The organism is Halopiger xanaduensis SH-6, assembly GCF_000217715.1.
Classification (GTDB): Archaea; Halobacteriota; Halobacteria; order Halobacteriales; family Natrialbaceae; genus Halopiger; species Halopiger xanaduensis.
Window position 1 is genome coordinate 2,337,452 of sequence record NC_015666.1, and the last position, 19,502, is coordinate 2,356,953.

Annotated in this window: 18 protein-coding genes; 6 read left to right on the forward strand and 12 right to left on the reverse strand. The window is 67.1% G+C overall.

The window, feature by feature from the left end:
• Positions 1-224: 224 nt before the first annotated feature.
• Together HALXA_RS11405 and HALXA_RS11410 are read right to left on the reverse strand one after the other, a co-directional pair.
• Positions 225-2,051 carry a hypothetical protein gene (locus tag HALXA_RS11405; RefSeq protein ID WP_013880516.1) on the reverse strand — a complete coding sequence of 609 codons (1,827 nt, stop codon included), beginning with the start codon at positions 2,049-2,051 and terminating at the stop codon, positions 225-227.
• Between the two features lie 399 nt (positions 2,052-2,450).
• Positions 2,451-3,494: a DUF1616 domain-containing protein gene (locus HALXA_RS11410; RefSeq protein ID WP_013880517.1), complete on the reverse strand. Its 1,044-nt coding sequence runs from the start codon at positions 3,492-3,494 to the stop codon at positions 2,451-2,453.
• 391 nt (positions 3,495-3,885) lie between these two features.
• Here HALXA_RS11410 and HALXA_RS11415 point away from each other — a divergent pair, with 391 nt between their 5' ends.
• Positions 3,886-4,893: a GNAT family N-acetyltransferase gene (locus HALXA_RS11415; protein ID WP_013880518.1), complete on the forward strand. Its 1,008-nt coding sequence runs from the start codon at positions 3,886-3,888 to the stop codon at positions 4,891-4,893.
• A 92-nt stretch (positions 4,894-4,985) separates the two neighbouring features.
• Here the strand turns inward: HALXA_RS11415 and HALXA_RS11420 are convergent, their stop codons facing one another.
• Complete coding sequence (locus HALXA_RS11420) at positions 4,986-5,429, reverse strand: RDD family protein (RefSeq protein ID WP_013880519.1); 444 nt, start codon at positions 5,427-5,429, stop codon at positions 4,986-4,988.
• Positions 5,430-5,608: 179 nt separating this feature from the next.
• On the opposite strand from HALXA_RS11420, the gene HALXA_RS11425 reads away from it, so the two are divergent.
• From HALXA_RS11425 to HALXA_RS11435, 3 genes are all read left to right on the forward strand, one after another.
• Positions 5,609-7,222 (forward strand): alkaline phosphatase family protein, encoded by a 1,614-nt coding sequence (locus HALXA_RS11425; protein WP_013880520.1) that lies wholly within the window; start codon positions 5,609-5,611, stop codon positions 7,220-7,222.
• A 115-nt stretch (positions 7,223-7,337) separates the two neighbouring features.
• Positions 7,338-8,135 carry a ZIP family metal transporter gene (locus tag HALXA_RS11430; protein ID WP_013880521.1) on the forward strand — a complete coding sequence of 266 codons (798 nt, stop codon included), beginning with the start codon at positions 7,338-7,340 and terminating at the stop codon, positions 8,133-8,135.
• Between the two features lie 240 nt (positions 8,136-8,375).
• On the forward strand, positions 8,376-9,548 hold the full coding sequence (locus HALXA_RS11435) for a tyrosine-type recombinase/integrase (RefSeq protein ID WP_013880522.1): 1,173 nt from the start codon (positions 8,376-8,378) through the stop codon (positions 9,546-9,548).
• 113 nt (positions 9,549-9,661) lie between these two features.
• On the opposite strand, the gene HALXA_RS11440 is transcribed toward HALXA_RS11435, so the two are convergent.
• Genes HALXA_RS11440 through HALXA_RS11480 form a run of 9 tightly spaced genes read right to left on the reverse strand, consistent with a single transcriptional unit; the run spans position 9,662 to position 18,297 of the window.
• Entirely contained in the window at positions 9,662-11,533 is a 1,872-nt protein-coding gene (locus HALXA_RS11440) for a Na(+)/H(+) antiporter subunit D (RefSeq protein WP_013880523.1), read from the reverse strand.
• On the reverse strand, positions 11,533-13,467 hold the full coding sequence (locus tag HALXA_RS11445) for a proton-conducting transporter transmembrane domain-containing protein (protein ID WP_013880524.1): 1,935 nt from the start codon (positions 13,465-13,467) through the stop codon (positions 11,533-11,535). Before HALXA_RS11445 ends, HALXA_RS11440 begins: the two co-directional genes overlap by 1 nt.
• The gene (locus HALXA_RS11450; RefSeq protein ID WP_013880525.1) at positions 13,467-15,047 is read right to left on the reverse strand and encodes a proton-conducting transporter transmembrane domain-containing protein; all 1,581 of its coding nucleotides are present in this window, start codon (positions 15,045-15,047) and stop codon (positions 13,467-13,469) included. Before HALXA_RS11450 ends, HALXA_RS11445 begins: the two co-directional genes overlap by 1 nt.
• The gene (locus tag HALXA_RS11455) at positions 15,040-15,396 is read right to left on the reverse strand and encodes a cation:proton antiporter subunit C (protein ID WP_085940345.1); all 357 of its coding nucleotides are present in this window, start codon (positions 15,394-15,396) and stop codon (positions 15,040-15,042) included. Before HALXA_RS11455 ends, HALXA_RS11450 begins: the two co-directional genes overlap by 8 nt.
• A 4-nt stretch (positions 15,397-15,400) precedes the next feature.
• Positions 15,401-15,955 carry an MnhB domain-containing protein gene (locus HALXA_RS11460; RefSeq protein WP_013880527.1) on the reverse strand — a complete coding sequence of 185 codons (555 nt, stop codon included), beginning with the start codon at positions 15,953-15,955 and terminating at the stop codon, positions 15,401-15,403.
• Complete coding sequence (locus HALXA_RS11465; protein WP_013880528.1) at positions 15,955-16,494, reverse strand: DUF4040 domain-containing protein; 540 nt, start codon at positions 16,492-16,494, stop codon at positions 15,955-15,957. The genes HALXA_RS11460 and HALXA_RS11465 overlap by 1 nt, the downstream gene beginning before the upstream one ends.
• The gene (gene mnhG / locus HALXA_RS11470) at positions 16,491-16,943 is read right to left on the reverse strand and encodes a monovalent cation/H(+) antiporter subunit G (protein WP_013880529.1); all 453 of its coding nucleotides are present in this window, start codon (positions 16,941-16,943) and stop codon (positions 16,491-16,493) included. The genes HALXA_RS11465 and mnhG overlap by 4 nt, the downstream gene beginning before the upstream one ends.
• On the reverse strand, positions 16,940-17,236 hold the full coding sequence (locus tag HALXA_RS11475; protein WP_013880530.1) for a cation:proton antiporter: 297 nt from the start codon (positions 17,234-17,236) through the stop codon (positions 16,940-16,942). The genes mnhG and HALXA_RS11475 overlap by 4 nt, the downstream gene beginning before the upstream one ends.
• A complete protein-coding gene (locus HALXA_RS11480) occupies positions 17,233-18,297 on the reverse strand; it encodes a monovalent cation/H+ antiporter subunit E (RefSeq protein ID WP_013880531.1) in 1,065 nt (354 codons plus the stop codon). The genes HALXA_RS11475 and HALXA_RS11480 overlap by 4 nt, the downstream gene beginning before the upstream one ends.
• A gap of 258 nt (positions 18,298-18,555) precedes the next feature.
• On the opposite strand from HALXA_RS11480, the gene HALXA_RS11485 reads away from it, so the two are divergent.
• Together HALXA_RS11485 and HALXA_RS11490 are read left to right on the forward strand one after the other, a co-directional pair.
• The gene (locus tag HALXA_RS11485; protein ID WP_013880532.1) at positions 18,556-18,741 is read left to right on the forward strand and encodes a CbtB domain-containing protein; all 186 of its coding nucleotides are present in this window, start codon (positions 18,556-18,558) and stop codon (positions 18,739-18,741) included.
• Positions 18,741-19,502 (forward strand): CbtA family protein, encoded by a 762-nt coding sequence (locus HALXA_RS11490; protein ID WP_013880533.1) that lies wholly within the window; start codon positions 18,741-18,743, stop codon positions 19,500-19,502. The genes HALXA_RS11485 and HALXA_RS11490 overlap by 1 nt, the downstream gene beginning before the upstream one ends.

The window sequence follows — 19,502 nt, forward strand, 5'->3', positions numbered from 1 at the left end:
CCACGAGCGGGCATCCGAACAGCCGATGCGATACGAGGACGTCCGGGACTGGCGTTCGAGATCCGGCATTAACCAGTACAACGCTAGCCGGATCGAGCCCTTGTTATTGATCAGCTACCGGATTTCACGCCGACCGTGCGGGATTTTGCGGCCGATTGAATCCGTGATCAGCGTCGGAGAAGGGGCACCAAATCGGAGAGTCGACGCGACGGCCGTACTCGAGCTTACTCGAGGCTCGAGTCGGTGTCGACGTAGTAGAGGTCGAACTCGCCGTTGGACTGCACCCGGTTCACGTGGGGCTGCGTCGCGACCGAGTCGAGTTCCTCTTCGGTGTACCGGAGTTCGTTGTACGCGCTCACCTCGCGTTCGTAATCGACGCGCGTCAACGCGAGATATCTGTCCTCGTCGTACCGCGTCGCGAGCGGGTCGCCGAACGACGACTCGTCGAGATTCTGATGGCGGTGCATTCGTTCCGCGTTCCCGTTGATCGCGTCGTCGAACCGATTCGGTCCGTCCCGCAGTCCGAGGAACCCGATGTCCTCGTCCTGGTTCTCGAACGCGGTCTCGTAGCCGTTCATCTGCGTGTCGCTGACGTGCGGGGAGGCCTTGTACGTGTACGGGGACGGAATCACGGCCGCGAGAGAGAGGACCAGCAACAGGGCGAAGCCGACGGCGATGACCGGATGGCCGGGAACGAACCGGGACCGATCGCCCGAAAATTTGGTCGTAAGTCCGTGGATCGCGATCGAACCGAGCAGCGTCACGAACAGCATCATCAGCCCGAAGACACGGAAGTGCATCGTCGAATCCGGCGCGAGGAAGTAGATTCCGAACAGCGGGACGAGCGCCACCAACGCGCCGAGGAAGTACATCGTCTCGGCTCGAATCGACGCGAACCAACTCGAGTTGCGCCGGACGACCACGCCCAACGCGAGCGCGCCGACGAGGAGCACGAACACCAGTTGCGCGGTGAACAGTTTGAAGAACACCTCGACGAGGCTGCCGCCGATCGCCGAGAGCGACGCTCCCTGTACCGCGACGGTGTCGCCGGCGCCGCTGCGACCCTCGAGTACGAACTCGATCGCCGCAGAGAAGAAGTGCTCGAACATCCCGCTGAAGAAGTCGTGGTTCGAGGTCCACACGAGGAACAGGCCGATCAGAAACGCCGAGTGGCCGTAGAGCGTCGTCTGGCCGGCCATCCGACCGTCGCTCGCGACGCGCCGCGCGAGGAACTGGAGCGCACAGATCCCGAGGAAGACGGCGATCAGGTGGGCGACGAGCTGGGGGTGATAGACGACGGTCGCGATCGAGACGAACGCGAGGGCGACGCCGATCGCGGACGCGGGCCGAGAGACGCTCTCTCGACCCGGCCGAACGTACTTGACGAGGAGGTACACGAGCAGCGCCGAGAACAGCACGGCCTGGGACATCGCGTGCGCCTCGAGGAACATCGAGATCGTCGTGATCGGCAGCAGGAGAAACGCAGCAAAGGCGCCGATCGCCGCGGCGCGGCCGCGATCGTCGGGAACGATGGTGCCGACGCAGAGCGGAACGAACGTACAAAACACCAGCACGGCGAGCAGGACCATCAGCAGCATCGAGCGCGAGAGGGGGATGCCGAGGGCCGAGTGGATGAAGACCGTCACCGTGTGGATACCGGGATAGTAGAGGTCGAACGGGACGATCGTGCCTTCGGAGAGGGCGCGCGCCCAGCCGAGGTGCGTTAGCGCGTCGTGGTGGCCGAGAAAGCGGTAGCCGCGGACGATGGGGAGGCCGACGAACACGGTCATCACGAGGCCGCCGAGGGCGACCGCGAGTCCGCGGTCCGTCCGTCTGTCGCCGCTTGACGGGCCGAACGCGACGGCGAGCGACGCGGCCAGCGCGACCAGCAGGCCGGCCCAGACCTCCGCGGGGGTCATCGTGTAGAACGAGAGTTCGTAGCCGGTCGCCGGATTCGAACGCGCGACGAGCGCGCTGGCGGCGACCGCGAGGAAGCCGAGTGTGAGCGCTACCTTTCGAAGCGAACCGCCGACGGGTGACTGCGTTGACATTCGAACTATCCCGTCGTTCGCCGATCGCGGGCCTTGTTATTCGCTCGTTGCCGACTGTAAGCACTGCAGTACCGTCGTCAGAATCGGACGGTCATCGGTCGCTGTCTTGCTTTCAGATAAAAACATCGCAGCATCCGACCGATAGTCGACAGCTGCGACCAAGCCATCGCGGTCGCGTAGTCGGTAACAAGGTTCGCATCTCGAGACCGAATCTCGAGGCCGGACGAAACGGGCGATGCACGGACAACGTGGCTATCCAGAGACGACGAACGAGTAACGGAACTGTGAGCACGTCCAACCGATGCAGAGCACGCGACGAGAATGCGAGCGATTATCGTCGATCACTCTCCGCGATTATCCGCGACACTTCCCCGCGTCTTCGAGAAAACGAAACGCTCGCTACCCGTCCGACTCCGCCTCGAGATCGTCGTTGATCTCGACCCAGAGGTAGCCCGACCGGTACGCGTTGTCGACGGTCGGCGTGTCCGGCACGTCGCCCTCGTAGAGCAGTACCGCGATGCGGACCTCGCCGCTCTCGGCGGTCGGTGTCACCGACCGCTCGGCGGTCGCGGTCTCGCCGTCGCCGACGCTGTACTCGACGCGCTGGTGGTCCGTCCGCTCGAGTACCGAGCCGTCCTCGAGCCACTGCTCCTGGACGACGGCCGTGTACTCAGTTGTCGACCCTTCTTGGTTCTCCACGGCGATCGTGAGCGGGACGGACTCCCCGGACTCGATCTCGGTCGTGTAGTTCCCTGCAACGAGCTCGCCCCCGTCGTCCTCGCCGAGGAGTCGGAGGTCGGTGTACTGCTCGGCCTGCTGGGGCGAGACGAGCGCGTAGCCGACGCTCGTCAGCGCGATCACCATGCTGACGATCAGGACGACGTTGACCGCCGTGTACGCGATTGATCCGCGATCGACGATCGCGGCGCGGGCGGCCCCGACCTTGCGGAGCAGCCGGAGCCGGTAGCGATCCTGGGCAGGGACGCGGAACCGACGGACCGTAGCAACCGCGACGGTCAGCAGCACGAACCCGCTCACGGCCCCGACGACGACGGGACCCGTAAACTCGAGCGACAGGGCCGCGGCGGTCAGCCCGATCAGCGGCAGCGACGCGAAGCTCAGGCCGAACGCGAGCGCGGCGCGTTCGACCTCAGTTACGTCTCGCATTTGGCCGATGCCGAAGCCCGTCGACGCCTCGAGCGGGGCGGCGCGGGGGAACAGCGCGGCGACGATCGCGTAGCCGGGTGCGAGGAACAATAGCGGAAAACCGACCGCGGCTCGCACGACCGGGGAGCCGATATCGACGACCGTCAGGAGGAGGGTCGCGACGGCGACGAATCCGGCGACGGCGACCAGATCGGTCGGCGTTCGTGTGACGAGGCGTCTGGTTCCCTGGCCGACGGCGACGACCGGCCGAACCGTTCGAATCAGGAGGTCTTTCATTTATCCGTCAGTTATCCGATACTCGACCGGTTCGGATATTGTTACTCGTCGTATAACCGACTATTCAGTGAGGCTACTGGTCGAATCACCGCTCGACTCGCTGGTTTGGAACTCCGCTGCGTCGCTCGCCGGCGCCACGGACGCAAGACGCGACTGCTCGAGGCCGAACTGCGGCCACAGGCGGGAACCGAACGATCGTAGCGGGTGACTATACTGACCGTCGGGTTCGGTAGCCACACCGTCGAACACGACAGCGATCGTGACAGACAGCCCGCGATGACGGAAACAGGTTGCTTACAAAGTGCTCGTGAAGCGATGGGTCGCGTATGGTACGCCGAGCGACTGACAGCGACGACGACGTTCCATCGGCCGTCGCCGGGTGGTCGAGCGCATGAGCATCGACGTCCGCGTCGCGACCGACGAGGACCGCGAGAAGTGGAACCGGTACGTCGAGCAATCACCGCAGGGAACGCTGTGTCACGAACTCGAGGCGCTGCGGGTGCAGGCCGACTACTCGGATGCGACCTTACACCCGCTGATCGGGTTCAAGGGACAGGAACCGGTGGGGCTGTTTCCGGTCTTCGAAATCAACAAGCAGTTCGTGACGACGGCGTTCTCGCCGCCGCCGCACCTCCGGGTCCCCTACCTCGGGCCGGCGTTCCTGAACATGGCGAAGCTAAAGCAACGCAAGCGCGAGCGGCGCCGCCAGCGGTTCATGGACGGCTGCTTCGAGTGGATCCAGTCGGAACTGGCGCCGAAGTACGGTCACATCCGGACCGCCACGGCGTTCGAGGACTCGCGGCCGTTCAAGTGGAACGAGTACGACGCGACGCCGGAGTACACCTACGCGGTCGATCTCACCCTCGACGAGGACGACCTGCTGATGACCTTCAGCAGCGACGCGCGGAGTAACATCCGCAACACCGACGACGCCTACGAGATCGAGGTCGGCGGCCCCGAAGAAATCCGGCTGATCCACGAGCAGGTGAAGAACCGCTACGAATCCCAGGATATCGGCTTCGACGTGCCGGTCGAGTTCGTCCTCGATCTCGCCGAACAGTCCGCGAACGGCCACGTTCGGCCCTACACCCTCCGCGTGGACGGCGACTTTATCGGCGGCATCCTGGCGCTCGAGTACGGCGGCACGACCGGCCGATGGATGGGCGGCGTCCGAACCGACGCCGACGTCGACGTGGCCACGAACGACCTGCTCGACTGGTCGATCATGCAGGACGGCCTCGAGAACGGGCTCGAGACGTACGACCTCGTGGGCGCGGATACGCGCCGGATCAACCGATACAAGGCGAAGTTCAATCCCGAACTGCGGACCTACTACAGCCTCGAGTACGGGAAGTGGGGGATGCGGCGGCTCGCGTCGCTGTACGATAGCGTCAAGTAACTCGAGGGCCGCTCGCGGGCGTTTCGATCGTATTTTCGAAGTCGGTCTCGGGAACGATTGCGCGAGGATCGTTGTGAAACGGTACTCGAGGGTTACGCGTGCACGACCGTCGTATCCCCGAGCATGTCGCCGAGCCGCTGGTTATCGTCGCTCGACAGCACGAGCAAGATCGCGATTACTACCGGGAACAGCGACGAGCCGCCGAGGACCTTCGTGATATTTCGGATGACGGCACCGGAGCCGGTACACGGCCGTCCGTCAAGGTGGACGACGCGAAGCCCGAGCAGCATCTTTCCGGGCGTCCGTCCCCACTTCGCTTCGGTGACCATGTAGTACGCCGTCGAGGCGACGAGTCCGATGATCGCCGCGATCCCTTCTGCCGCTTCGGCCGGCGCACCGTCCGGCGAAAACAGGAGGAGCACCAGCACGATCGCGACGAACAACAGGATGAACATGACGATACCGTCGACGAACCACGCGACGCCTCGCTCGAGGAGGCCCGCGTGATTTAGGGTCGAACGTCGGGAACCAACCATACTCCTCGAACCTCAGTTGAAAAATATATCTTTTGTGTCTCGTTTCCGGCCGGGAAACGGCTGCCGACTGTCGATTGGCTCGGTCCGGCACCACCCGCGGGTGACCGACGTTGGAAGGCGAACGATTCGACTCGTAACCGCGTCCATAACCAAGACCCGGCGTCGGGAACTACCGGCCGATGGACGACGGATCTTCCCTCCAAACGCTGCTCGTCGGCATCGACGCCGCCTGCGACCGCGTGTTGGCACCGATGTTCGAGGACGGCGACCTCCCGGCGCTCGAGTCGATCTACGAGCAGGGGGTGAGTAGCTCGCTCGAGTCCCAGATTCCCCCGTGGACGGCCTCGGCTTGGCCGTCGCTGTACACCGGCAAGAACCCCGGAAAACACGGCGTCTTCGGCTTTCTCTCCTTCGACGGCTACGACTGGGACGTGGTCAACGCCAGCGACGTCCGCGAGCGGGCGCTGTGGGAACTGCTCGACGACCACGGGCTCACGAGCGTCGTCGTCAACGTTCCCGTCACGCACCCACCGCGGGAGTTCGACGGCGCGTTGATCCCCGGCTACACCGCGCCGGAAGACCCCGACTGCCATCCCTCGGGGCTCCTCGAGGAGGTCCGCGACGAGATCGGCGAGTACCGCGTCTACCCCGACGAGGACGCGGCTGACCTCGGAACGGCCTACGTCGACTGCGCGCGGATGCGCGGCGAGGCGTTCCGGTACCTCGCCGACCGCTTCGATCCGGCGTTCGGCTTCCTCGAGTTCCAGGGAACCGACTCGATCTTCCACGAGGAACCCGAGAACGACGAGGCGATCCGATCGATCTACCGCGAGGTCGACCGCCAGCTCGCCACGATCCTCGAGTCCCACGACCCCGACACCGTGATCGTCGCGAGCGATCACGGGATGGGGCCCTACGACGGCTACGAGTTTCGGGTCAACGACTACCTCCGCGATGAGGGGCTCGTTGCGACCGAAAACGGCGGCGACGGGATGCCCACGTGGGCGACGGTTCGGGACGACAGCCTCAAGCGGGGCGAAGACAGCACCGAGTACGATCCCGGCGCCGCCGAACGCGCAATGGCGGCCGCCGCGAAGGCCGGCCTCACGAGCCAGCGCATCGGACGGCTCCTCGAGCGACTCGGGATCTACGACCTCGTCGCGGCCTACGCCCCGACCGGCCTCGTCAACGCGGGCGCGACGCAGGTCGACTTCCCGGAATCGACGGCCTACGTCCGCTCGCGGATCGAACTCGGCGTCCGGCTCAACCTCGAGGGACGGGAGCCGAACGGCGTCGTTCCCCGAGAGGAGTACGAGACGGTCCGAACGCGCGTCATCGACGCGCTGCGCTCGGCGACGACGCCCGACGGCGAGCCCGTGTTCGAGGCGGTGCGCCCGCGCGAGGAGTTCTTCCACGGCCCCGAAAGCGAGCACGCGGTCGATATCGTGACGATCCCGGCCGACTTCGAGCACCTCCTCTCGGCGACGCTGCGGGACGAGCCGTTCGGCCCGCCGTCGGAGCCGTGGAACCACAAACTCGGGGGGACCTTCGCGGCCCGCGGCGCGGCGATCGATTCGGCGGCCGACCTTGGCGACCCGCACCTGTTCGACGTGGCGCCGACCGTTTTGGCGTCGCTGGGCGTCCCGATCGACGACCGGATGGACGGCCAGCCGCTTCCCTGCGTCGACTCGCCGGGGACGCAGTCGTACTCGCGGGCCGACGACCGGAACGCCGTCGCGACCGCCGACGAGGCGGTCGAGGATCGACTCGCCGATCTGGGCTACCTCGAGTGACGCGCCGAGAGCGCCGAGTCGCGAGTCGCCGAAATTCGCGCGACCACCGCGAGTTCCCGACGGTGGAGAACGAGCCGCGGTGATTTAACCGACCGGTTCCACGATTCGAATCCGGATGACGCTTTTCGAGAACCTCGCGCTGGTGTTCGTCGCCGGACTCGTCACCGCGCTGGCGACCGGACTCGGGGCGCTCCCGTTCCTCTTCTTCGAGTCGATCAGCGACCGCCGGAACGTCGTACTGTGGGGGATCGCGTCGGGCATCATGCTCTCGGCGTCCGTGTTCGGTCTCGTCGACGAGGGGCTGGCCGAGGGGACGCCGGGCCAACTGCTCGTCGGCTTGGCCGCCGGCGTCGTCCTCGTTATCGTCGCTCACGAGATTCTACTCGACATCGACATCGATCCGCGCGCGTACGAGGAGGCGAACTTCAAGAAACTCGTGCTCATCCTCGGCATCCTGACCGTCCACAGCTTTCCGGAGGGGGTCGCCATCGGCGTCTCATTCGCCGATCTCGGCCTCGAGGGCGGGATCGCGCTGTTCGGCTTCACGGTGCCGCTGCTGGCGATCTTCATGACGGTCGCGATCTCGATCCACAACGTCCCCGAGGGGACCGCGATCGCGATTCCGCTCTCCTCGATGGGCGTCGACGACTGGAAGCTCGTCTGGTGGGCCGTCTTCTCGAGTCTGCCCCAACCGGTCGGCGCCGTCGTCGCCTTTAGTTTCGTCCGCGTCGCGCGCGAGTTTCTCCCCTACGGCTTCGGCTTCGCCGCGGGTGCGATGATCTATCTCGTCCTCACCGAGTTCATCCCGGAGGCGCTCGACCTTGGCGAGGGACTGCCGGGCGGCGGCCGGCGGGAACTCGTCGGCGGGCTCGCCGTCGGCGTCGCGGTTATGCTTCCCCTGCTATCGATCTGAGCTGCCGTCGTGGCAATTATTCGACTCCTATTCGAGTGTATAATACCGAAACACAGATTTAGCACGGTATGACAGTAGCGAACGAATGCGGTACCGTGGCGATTCCGAACCTCCGCGTCGGTTCGCCGAGGCGTTTCTCGGAGCGACGCCGCTGGAAGCAGTCGTCCGTCCCAGTCGCCCTGCAAACGAGTCGGACGACCGCCACCCGAACGAGTACGACGCTGCCGGAGTGATCCGCCCGTGAGCGACGTCGACGCCGCGCTCGGGGACGCCGCTGAAATCTACCTCCGCCGGAAAACAGTCGGCGACTCGGGCGGCCCGGAAACGGGCGGCACGTACGCCGCCAAGGCCGAACTGATCCTCGAGCGGTTCGTCGACTGGCTCGAGCGCGAACACGGCGTGCGATCGGTGTCGGCGCTCGAGACCGAACACATGCGATCGTACGCGCGCGAGTTGCGCGACCGCGCCGACCGCGGGGAGTACGCCCCCGCGACGGCCGGCACCTACTACGCCGTCGTCCGAGCCTTCCTCTCGTGGTGTGCCCGCAGCGACATCATCGCGGCGAACCCGGCCGCGAGCGATCGGGCGACGGAACCGCTGCCGAGCGCCGAGTCCCGCTCCGACCGCGAGTGGGAGTGGACGGCCGAGCAGCGCCGCCGACTCGAGGCCTACGTCCGCGACCGGGCGCTCGCGGTCGACCGCGAGCGGGGATCGGACCGCGAGGACCGGCGCGACCGGTTGCGCGAGTACGCGATGGTCGCCGTCCTCGCCCACTCGGGAGCGCGGGGCTCCGAACTGTTCCGGGTCCCCCAGGACGACCGGCGGACGGGCGCGACCTGGGACGACGTCGACTTCTACACCGGGACGATCCGCGTGCTCGGCCGGTCCCAGCAACTCGAGGACGTCTCCCTGCTCGCGCCGGCGCGCACGCCGCTGCGCCGGTACCGGGTCGCGCTCGATCCGCCGTCGAACGACTGGCCGCTGTTCCCGACCCGCCACGCGCCGTCGATCGCCAGCCGCGTCCGCTCGACGTTGCGCGACCGGGGCTACGACGACGAGGAGATCGAGGCCCTGCTCGAGGAGCGGACGGCGACCGAACTCGCCCGCGAGCGGTCGATCGCGCCACCGGCGATCACGACCGAGGGCGCTCGCTCGGTGCTCAAGCGACTCTGTTCGGCGGCCGGGATCGACGTCGACGGCGAGTACCTCACGCCGCGCGTGGTCCGCGACGATACCGTCGTCGATCGATCGCGACGCGAAACCGTTCCCGCAGGCGCCGACGCCGGCTCGGTGTCGATGCTCGAGCGCTCGACGGCCGTCCCCGAGACGGAGACGCGGCCAGTGGTGCTCGAGTCACCGGCCGGGCGGACGGATCCGCAGTCACGTGCGGACGGCTCGAGCGACGGCGACTGAGGCGGACGGCTTTTGGCGTGTGAGTATCCAGCGCCTCGAGTCGCTGTGTCACTGCTGTCAACGAGTGGCGATCAGAGCGGAAGGACAGAAGACGGACCCGGTCGGTCAGGCGATCAGACGAGCAGCCACAGGATCACCGTCAGCACGAGCGTCAACACGAAGACGGTCGTCCCGATCCCCATCCGGAGGTGGAGCGTCGACGGGCGGCCGCCGTCGGCGGGACGGCGCTCGTCAGCGTCGACCAGCGGCATCCGGCGAGCGGCCGCGTTGACCGCGAGCACCGGGTTGTTGCCGATCCAGTAGCAGCGCTTGACGCCTGCGACGACGATCGCATCGACCAGGGCGTACAGCTCGGTCGTCGCGATCATCGACCAGCGGCCGAGGTAGTACCCCGCCGGGTAGACGAACGACGCCGGATCCGGCAGGTCGAGCTTCGAGAGCGGTTTGCGGACGATCGCGAAGGTGACCAGCGCGATTCCCGTCAGGATCCCCGCCGTCTCGAGGTGGCCCGGGCTGTACGGATGGAGTTCGCTCTCGCCACCGCCCGGATACGCGAACGCGAAGTGACCGTCGGCACCGTGGAGCGTCGGCGCGAGGTCGGCCAGTCCCTGCCACCAGACGCCGAAAAGCAGGCAGGCGCCGCCGAGGCCGAGCATCGCGACCGTTTGTCCGGGCTTGGCGTCGGGGACCGAGATATCGCTCTCGCCGTGGAAGAAGACGTAGTAGCCGAGCTTGATGAACGACAGGAGGGTGCCGATCGCGCCGAGCCAGAGCAGCCAGTACAGCGCCCCGAACTCGTCGACCCCGTAGTAGTGGGGATCGGCTGCGTCGAAGAGCATCCCCTTGCTGACGTAGCCGTTGAAGCCCGGAATCGCGGTGATCGAGAGCGCCCCGAGGCCGAAGCCGATCGCGGTCAGGGGCATCTCGCGCCAGAGCCCGCCCAGATTGTAGAGGTCCTCCTCGCCGGTGCGGTAGATGACGACGCCGACGGCCATGAACAGCAGGCTCTTGAACAGGATGTTGTTGAACAGGTGGCTCATGGCGCCGGCGGTGGCGAGTTCGCTCTCGACCATCCAGGCGCCCATCCCGATCCCGGCGACGATGTAGCCGAGCTGGGCCTGGATGTGGTACGAGAGGAGCGCCCGCATGTCGTGTTGCAGCAGAGCGAAGGTCGCGCCGTAGACGGACATCAGGCCGCCCATGTACGCGATGTAGATGCCGAGGTCGCTCTCGGCGCCGATCGGGAACGCCCGGTAGAGGACGAAGGCGCTCGTCTTGGTCGTGTAGACCGAGAGGAACACCGACGCCGCGATGTGGGGCCGCGGGTAGGTGTCGGGCAGCCAGCTGTGGAAGCCGATGAAGGCGACGTTGACGCCCATCCCGAGCACCGCGAGCAGTTCCGGAATCCCGCTCGCGATTCCCTCGTTGGCGGCGTAGAGGAAGGAGCCGACCTCGACGTAGTGGACCGCGACAGCCAGCATCACGAGCACGCCGCCCGTACCGTGGAAGACGGCGTACCGGAAGCCGGCTCGGACCGCCTCGCCGCCGTAGTGCCAGACGACGAGCGTGCTCGTCACGGCCATCAGCTCCCACATGAACAGGAGTACGAGCCAGTCGCCGGCGAAGGCCGCCCCGATCGAGGAGGCGACGTACGCGAGCGCGAATGCGGTTAGCTCCTTGCTCGCCTCGCTCGAGTAGGCGTAGATGACGCTGCAGATCCCGAGGAAGCCGAGGCCGAGCCCGACCATCCGGGCGAACTCGTCGACGTAGAACGGGACGACCTCGAAGCCGAGGAAGGTGCCGCCCAGATGCTCGCCGCCGGGTGCGACCAGCGAGATGGCCAGCACGGCCGCGAGACTGAGCGCGCCGACGGTAAAGCCGGCGAGCCGGGGCAGTACGAGCACGAGCAGCGCCGCCGCGAAGACGAGCAGCGGCGGGTAGGCCATCGAGAGCAGTTCGAGTTCGAGTCCGATTCCGAGCGTCATCAGTTACTCACCTCCGTCAGGAGTTGGTCGAAGGGAACGCCTTCGAGTTCGTCGAAGGGCATCCCGAAGACGCCCTCGACGATCCGCACCGCGAGGTCGAGGAAGACCGCGTGGTCGGGGACGATCCCGAGCACGACCGCACCCGTCGCGATGATGGCGATGGGCGCGAGCATGAGCCACGTACTCTCCGCGAACGGCGAGCGACGCGGCCACCGGCCGGCCGGCGGGCCGCCGGTGAGGTGGTCGTCGTGGTCGCCGTGGTGGTCGATGCTGCTGACCTGTTCGCCCGTTCCCGCGGGCACGTCGGCGTCGCTCGGATATTGGTCGACGGCGTACTCGTAGTCGTCGTCACCGTCTTCATCCTCAGCGTCGGGTTCGGTTTCTTCCGCAGTGACCGAGTCCGCCGCATCGGTCGCCTCCGAACGGTCCGTCTCGCTCTCGCCGCCGTCGGCGACGGCCTCCGCGTCGTCACCGTACGACTCGACCAAGCCGCCCCGCGGGAACTCGAGGAACGGTTTGGCGTCGTGGCGGTCCTCGCTCTCGAAGAAGGCGGTGTAGACGACCGGCCAGAAGTAGCCGATGTTGAGCACCGCCGAGAGCAGCAAGGCGCCGGCGAACAGCCAGTAGCTGCCGCCGACGTCGCCGGTGCCGATCAGCATGTAGAACTTGCTGACGAAGCCGGCGATCGGCGGCAGGCCGGCCATCCCGGCCGCGCCGATCGTGAACGCCGACAGCGTCAGCGGCATGCGCTTGCCGATGCCGGCCATCTCGCTGATGTAGTCGGTGTGGGTCTCGACGTGGATCGCACCGGCGCAGAAGAACAGCGTGAGCTTCGCGAACGCGTGGGCCGGGATGTGGAACAGCGCCCCGACGATCGCGTAGGGGTGGAGCAAGGAGAGTCCGAGTACGATGTACGACAACTGCGCCGTCGTCGAGTACGCGAGCCGGCGCTTGAGGTGGTCCTTGCGCATCGCGATGATGCTCGCCGCGGTCAGCGTGAACGCGGCGACGAGCGCGACCGGGATGTTGAGCCCGACTTCGCCGATGCCGGGCACGTCGAGCGGCAGGTCGTAGATCAGCCCGGGGCCGTAGACCTCGAGGATCACTCTCGAGATGCCGAAGGCGCCGGACTTGACGACCGCGACCGCGTGGAGCAGCCCGGAGACGGGTGTCGGCGCGACCATCGCGTCTGCGAGCCACGAGTGTAGCGGCATCAGCGCGGCCTTGACGCCGAAGCCGAGGATCAGCAGGAAGAAGGCGGCCTGCGCGTAGACCGGTTCGGCCTGGGCCGCCTCGGCCAGTGCGGTGATTCCGCCGGCCTCGAAGGCAAGCGTCGGCTCCTGCACCAGGCTCGTCAGCCAGTAGACCATGACCGTCCCCGCGAGCAGGAAGACCCCGCCCCCGAAGAACGTGTACGTGATGTACTTGCGGCCGGCGATGCGGGCCTCGTCGTCCTCGTTGTGGGCGACCAGCGGGTAGGTCACCAGCGACAGCAGCTCGTAGAAGACGAATATCGTCACGAGATTCGCCGCGAAGGCGATCCCCACGGCGCTCGAGAGGCTGGCCGCGAAGGCCGCAAAGAAGCGGGTCTGGGCGTGTTCGTCCAGCCCGCGCATGTAGCCGGCGGCGTAGAACGAGGTAAAGATCCAGAGGAAACTCGCCAGCAGGGCGAAGAAGATCCCCAGCGGGTCCGCGCGGAGGGCGAAGTCAAGCCCCTCGAGGAACCGGATCCCCGTCGCTTCGTAGAGGCTCCACTCGTAGACGGTGCCGTTCATGATGCCGGGGAGCATGCTGGCGACGAGGCCGAACTTCGCGAGCGCGGCCAGCACGGACCAGCCCTCGCGGAGGTTCGGTCGGCGATGCGATGCGACGATCAGGACGATCGCGACCGCCGACACGAGGACGGCGGCGAGCGGGCGAATGTCGGCAACCATCAGTTAAACACCTCCGTCAGGAAGGGGGCGAGCATATCGGCGAGCGTCCCGCCGGCGAAACCGAGCGCGACGGCGGCGAGCGCGGCGACGACGACGACCGCGAGCATGCCGAAGGAGACGGCGTCGGGCGACCCCTTGGTGCGGAACGCGGCGGCGGGGTCGACGGTTCCGGGAGCGGTGTCGGGTCCGGACGGATCGTCGTCGGTGCCGCCGTCCGTCGCGGCCGTCCCCGTCGGACGGGGCCGTTCGGCGGCCGGCGGCGTGAAGTACATCTTCTCGAGCAGGCGTGCGGCGTAGGCGAGGGTGAGCATGGTACTGAGGAAGATCACGGCCGCGACGGGCCACAGTTCGGACTGAACGGCGCCGACGGCGATGTACCACTTGCCGACGAAGCCGATGCCCGGCGGGACGCCGACCAGCGCCAGCAGGAGTACGGCAATCGAGCCGGCGGCGACCGGGCGATCCGTCGCGAGGCCGGCGTACTCGTCGACGGTGCGGGCCCCGTAGCTCGTCGCGACGAGGGCGACCCCGAGGAAGAGCCCGGCCTTCAGCAGGCCGTGGCCGACGAGGTGGATCGCGGCGCCGACGAAGGCCGTCTCGGACTGGCCGGCGATGACGACCCCGTAGGCGGCGAGCACTAGACCGAACTGCGAAACTGACGAGTACGCGAGCATCCGCTTGACCTCCCGCTGGATCACGGCAAGGACCGTGCCGGCGAGGACGCTCACGCAGCCGATCGTGACGACGATCGGCCCCGCGCGGGGCATCGCGGCGAGGTAGTCGACCTCGAAGACGGTGACGATCAACCGCCCGAAGGCGTAGGCGGAGGCCGTCGAGACCAGCGCCGCGATCAGCGGCGTGACGCCGTCGGGCGCCCGCTCGTAGGCGCTGGGCTGCCAGCTGTGCAGCGGCCACTGGGCGACCTTGGTCGCGAAGCCGACGATCATGAACGCGAAGCCGGCCCGGATCAGCGTCGGATCGGCGTCCGGAATCTCCGTCGCGAGTTCGACCATGTTCAGCGTCCCCGTCGCCATGAAGACGAAGGCGACGCCGATCAGGTACATCGAGGCGGCGACGGTTCCAAGGATCAGGTACTTCAGCGCAGCGACCGCCGCCTCCGGACCGTCGCCGCTGGCGACTAAGGCGTAGGTCGCGAGGCTCGTGATCTCGAGGAAGACGAACAGGTTGAACACGTCGCCGGTCAGCGAGATACCCAGCAGGCCGCCGGTTAGCAGCAGGTAGGCGCTGTAGAACGTGTTCCCGCGCGGGCCCCCGCGGCGCGTGAACGCGAGAACGCCGAGGGCGACGGCGGTTATCAGCAGGACGATCAGCATCGAGAACTGATCGGCCACGAGCTGGATGCCGTACGTTCGGGGGTAGCCGCCGAGTTCGTGGGTGACGGCCTCGCCACCGGCGTAGACCTCGCGTGCGAGATAGACGGCCCCGCCGAACAGCCCGAGCGTGGTGAGCCCTGCGATGGGCCACCCCGTGCGGTCGAACCACAGGCCGAGCGCGATCGGCAGCGTCGCGGCGATGATCGGCGCGACGATAAACAGCGGCACGAGCAGTTCGCTATTCATCGGCACGCACCTCCCGAAGGGTGTCCTCGCGGAGCGTCCCGTACTCCGAGTAGATGCGGATCACGAGCGCCAGCCCGACCGCCGTCAGCGCGATCCCGACGACGATGGCGGTCAGAACGATGACCTGCGGGAGCGGACTCGCGACCCGGCCGTCCGCCGGGACGACGGGCGACACGCCCCCCTCGACGTAGGCCATCGCGACGAAAAACAGGAAGATCGCCGTTTGGAAGAGGCTCACGCCGATCAGCTTCTTCACGAGGTTCTCGTTGGCGATCACCATGTAGAGGCCAATTCCGAGCAGCACGAACAGCAGGACGTACGCGTACTTGGACGCGAGCGCGGCGGTCAGCGCGTCAATCATCGTCGCTCACCTCCGCTTCCGCCTCCGCGGCCCGCGAGTCGGTCGCGGGCGAGTCGGTCGGCTCGAGCCCGCCGGTGCCGCTCCGGTCCTGGGGGCTGAACCCGGCCGCCATCGCGAAGAACAGGGTGACGATGACGCTCGAGACGATCAGCGAGACGCCGCCGACCTCGATCGCCTCGAGGCCCCACTTCTGCTTGTGACCGAGCACGTAGTAGATCCGGTCGTACTCGAGGAAGTTCCCGCCGAGGGCCATCATCGCCAGCCCGACGCCGGCGAAGATGGCGACCCCGCCGGTCGCGAGTCCGACGAGGACGCCGTTGCGGAGCCACTGGCGTGTCGGTTCGATCCCGAAAGCGAAGGCGAGCATGAGTATCGTGACGCCGACGATGGTGCCGCCCTGGAAGCTCCCGCCGGGCGTGTCGGCGCCGTGGAAGACCAGGAACAGCCCGTAGGTCAGCGTGAACGGGGCGATGATCTTGACGGCGGTCATGATCACCTGGCTCTCGGTGTAGGTGTCGTCGACGGAGTCTGCGTTGGCGTTTGACATTAGGCGAACACCTCGCGGTTCAGCACGAGCAGCGTCGAAATGCCGGCGGCGAAGACGACGACCGCCTCGCCGAAGGTGTCGAACCCACGGTAGGCGGCCAGCACCGCGGAGACGGCGTTGTGGACGCCCGTATCGTCGACGGTGTTCTCGATGTAGTACTGGGTCACGTCGGGGTTCGACCAGACCGGAGCGTTCGGATCGCCGACGTCGTACATCTCCGGCAACACCGTCGCACACAGGACGACGACCAGCGCACCCACGACGACGACCGCCGGCACGTGGATCCGCTCTACCAGCCGGTCGGTCGACGGGCGGGTCGTCCGCGCGATGGTCAACAGGAGCAGGAGCGTCGTCACGCCGGCGCCGATCGCGGCCTCGGTCATCGCCACGTCGGGGGCCAGCAGGAACGTGTAGAGGATGGCCATCCCGAGGCTGTAGGCGCCGAAGACGATGATAACCGATAGCACGTCCCGGAACAGCGCCGTGGCGATCGCGGTCACGAGGATGAAGATCGCGAGCGCGTAGGCGAGCGCGATCATCGGGTCTCACCTCCGTCGGTGCCGGCGCCGCCGTCCGGCGCGGGGTTCGGGCCGGCACCGGTATCGGGGTCGTCCGCGTCGTCGCCGCTCGCCGGCTCGGTTTCGGCCTCGCTCTCCTCGGCGAGCAGCGGCTCGACGCCCGACTCCGCGGCCGAGCGGGCGATCGCATGGGCCGCCGTCGGGTTCGTGATGAAGATGAAAAACAGCAGCAAGACGGTGTAGACCGCCGCCTGCTGCCAGCCGAACGCGAGCGCGACGGCCGCGAGCGCGAAGCCGGCTCCGAGCGTGTCCGTCTGGGAGGCGGTGTGGGCCCGCGCGTAGATGTCGGGCAAGCGGAGCACGCCGACCGTCGAGACGAGCGTGAAGAACACGCCGAACCCGAGCAGGACGACGATCGCCCAGAACCGGATCGGTCCGAGCGAGGACTGAAGCGGGACCGGCTCGATCACAGCACACCACCTCGGTCGACGGTAAACTTCGAGATGGCGATCGACATCAGGAAGTTCAACAGCGCGTAGATCAGCGCCACGTCGAGGAACCACGCCTGGTCGAGCCCGGCCGCCAGCAAGGCGAGAATGACGACCGTGTTCGTCCCCAGTACGTTCACCGCGAGCAGGCGATCCTGCGTCGTCGGGCCCGCGATCGCGCGGTAAAACACCGCGATCGCGAGGACGACGAACGCCGCGGCTGCGCCGAGGAAAATCTCCTCGAGGCCGGCGCCCGACAGCGGTCCGAGCGTCACAGCTCGTCACCTCCGACGATCTCGGCGTCGTCCCGTTCGCGCGGCGAGGCGATGGCAGCCGACTCCCGGCCGTAGAAGACGAACCGAATCGCCTTCTCGAGGCCGCCGTCGAACAGGTCCTCTCGGGCGGCGGGGATCAGCGTGTGGACCAGCAGCTGCTGGTTGTTGGCCCGAACCGTCAGCGTGCCCGGGGTGAGCGTGATGCTGTTCGCCAGCGCGGTCAGCGGGAGCCCGCTGCGGACGCGGGCGTTGACCCGCGTCAGCGTGGGTTCGATCGGCATCGACGGCCGCAGGATGACGGCCGAGACCGCGATGTTGGCCTTGAGGATCTCCCAGAGCAGGTACGGGATGTAGATGACGAACCGAACGACGCGAATCGGCGACTGGATCCGATCGAGCGGGTACGTAAAGGTCACTCGAGCGAGGACGATCGAGACGATTCCGGCGACGGCGGCGCCCGTGACGAGATCGAACCAGTAGAACGGATCGCCGAGCACGAGGTAGAAGCCGAATGCGATCGCGAACGTCGCGAACAGCCGGTCGAACGTCTCGCCGCCGCTGATCAACCGCTGGTGGCGAGCGGGCCGATCGACCGGCGCCTCGTCGAACGGCAGGTTCCTCGCCTCGAGCTCGCGCTCGAGGGGCTGGAGCATCGGCGCGGTCACGCCCGGACTGTACTCGGGGTCGAGGACGATCCGATCGACGTCGTTGTCGTCGACGTACCGGCCGAAGACGCCGGCGTAATCGCGGGGCCCGAAGAGCAGTTCGTCGGTCCCGAGGACGGCGGTTTCGACCGCGACGTCGGCGCCGCCGGCGTCCTCCTCGACCCAGTTCGTCGCGCGCGAGAGCAACTGTTCGGCGTCGTCGTGGTGTTGCTGGCTCTCGGGCGCGTCGGCGTCGTAGGGGAGCGCGACGACTAGATGGACCTCGAGTTCGGGCTCGTCAGTATCGGCGCCGGCATCCGCGTCGGCCGCTTCGAGTCCGGACCGGACCGCGTAGCCGACCGTCTGTCGGACGGTCACCGTGTCCGACAGCGGTACGAGGACTCGTTTAGCCGCCACGGCACATCCCTCCTGGTGACCGTCGTTGGATATTCATGACTCTCTTTGTTACTCGATTCAAGCGGTAGCCGTAGGAAAACGATTTCGTTCTCTGTTAATCGGCTCGAACGGTCGGGACTGCTTTCACGAGTTGTCAGTGCCGATACGAACACCGGACTCGGCGATCGAGTGATCATACGTTCGATTCGCCGAGCGGAACCGATCCGCCGGGGAGCACAACCTTTACAATCTAAGTTTCAGTAGGTAAAATTGGTTTGCATGACACGGGCTGAAACCGTTTCCGATCGCATCGACACCGCACGGGCTGACCTGTCCCCGACGGAGATCGCCGTCGGACTCGCGTTCGCCGCCGCGATCGCGTTTACGCTGGTCTTCCTGCAGGAACCGCTCGTCCACGACGCGATGCACAACTTCCGGCACGCGGCCGGCATCGTCTGCCACTGATGCTGTACGACTACCTCAAGCGAGGGGTCGCCGCGGGGCTGGTCGCCGGCCTCGCGTACGGCCTGTTCGTAGCGCTCGTCGCGAATCCGTTGAGCCAACACGTCGAGGCGGTCGGCCACGAGCACGCGCACGAGCACGGCCACGCCCACGAGCACTCCCACGCCGTCTCGGAGCTCACGACGACCGTCGTTAGCGTCGGGAGCGGCGTCCTCTGGGCGATCTTCCTCGGCGGCGTCTTCGCGATCGCGCTGTACTTCCTCGAGCCGGCGCTTCCGGGACGGGACGCCGCGAAGGCGTACGTCCTCGCCGGCGCGGGCTTTCTGACCGTCTCGGCGACGCCCTGGCTCGTGCTGCCACCCGCAGCGCCGGGCGCCGAGCACCTGTACGGCGTACAGACGCGGCAGGCGCTCTACCTCGCGCTGGTCGTCGTCGGTGCGATCGTCGCCGCCGCGTCGGTCCTCGCGTACCGTCGGACGGCACCGCGACATCCCCTGGCTGGCGTCGTCGCCGGTGCGGCGCCGCTCCTTGCCATCGGCATCGCACTGCCTCTCCTCACGCCGACGACCGTCACTCACTCCGGACTCTCCGCCGACCTCGTCGCGGCCTATCAGGGAATCGTCGTCCTGAGCCAGGCCGCGCTCTGGGCGCTGCTCGCGGGCGCGTTCGGCCGGCTCCACGACTGGGAGTCGGCGACGACGGACGTGACTGCCGAGCGGACCCGAGACCACGCGACTCGAGACGACCGCGTCGCGAACCCGTAA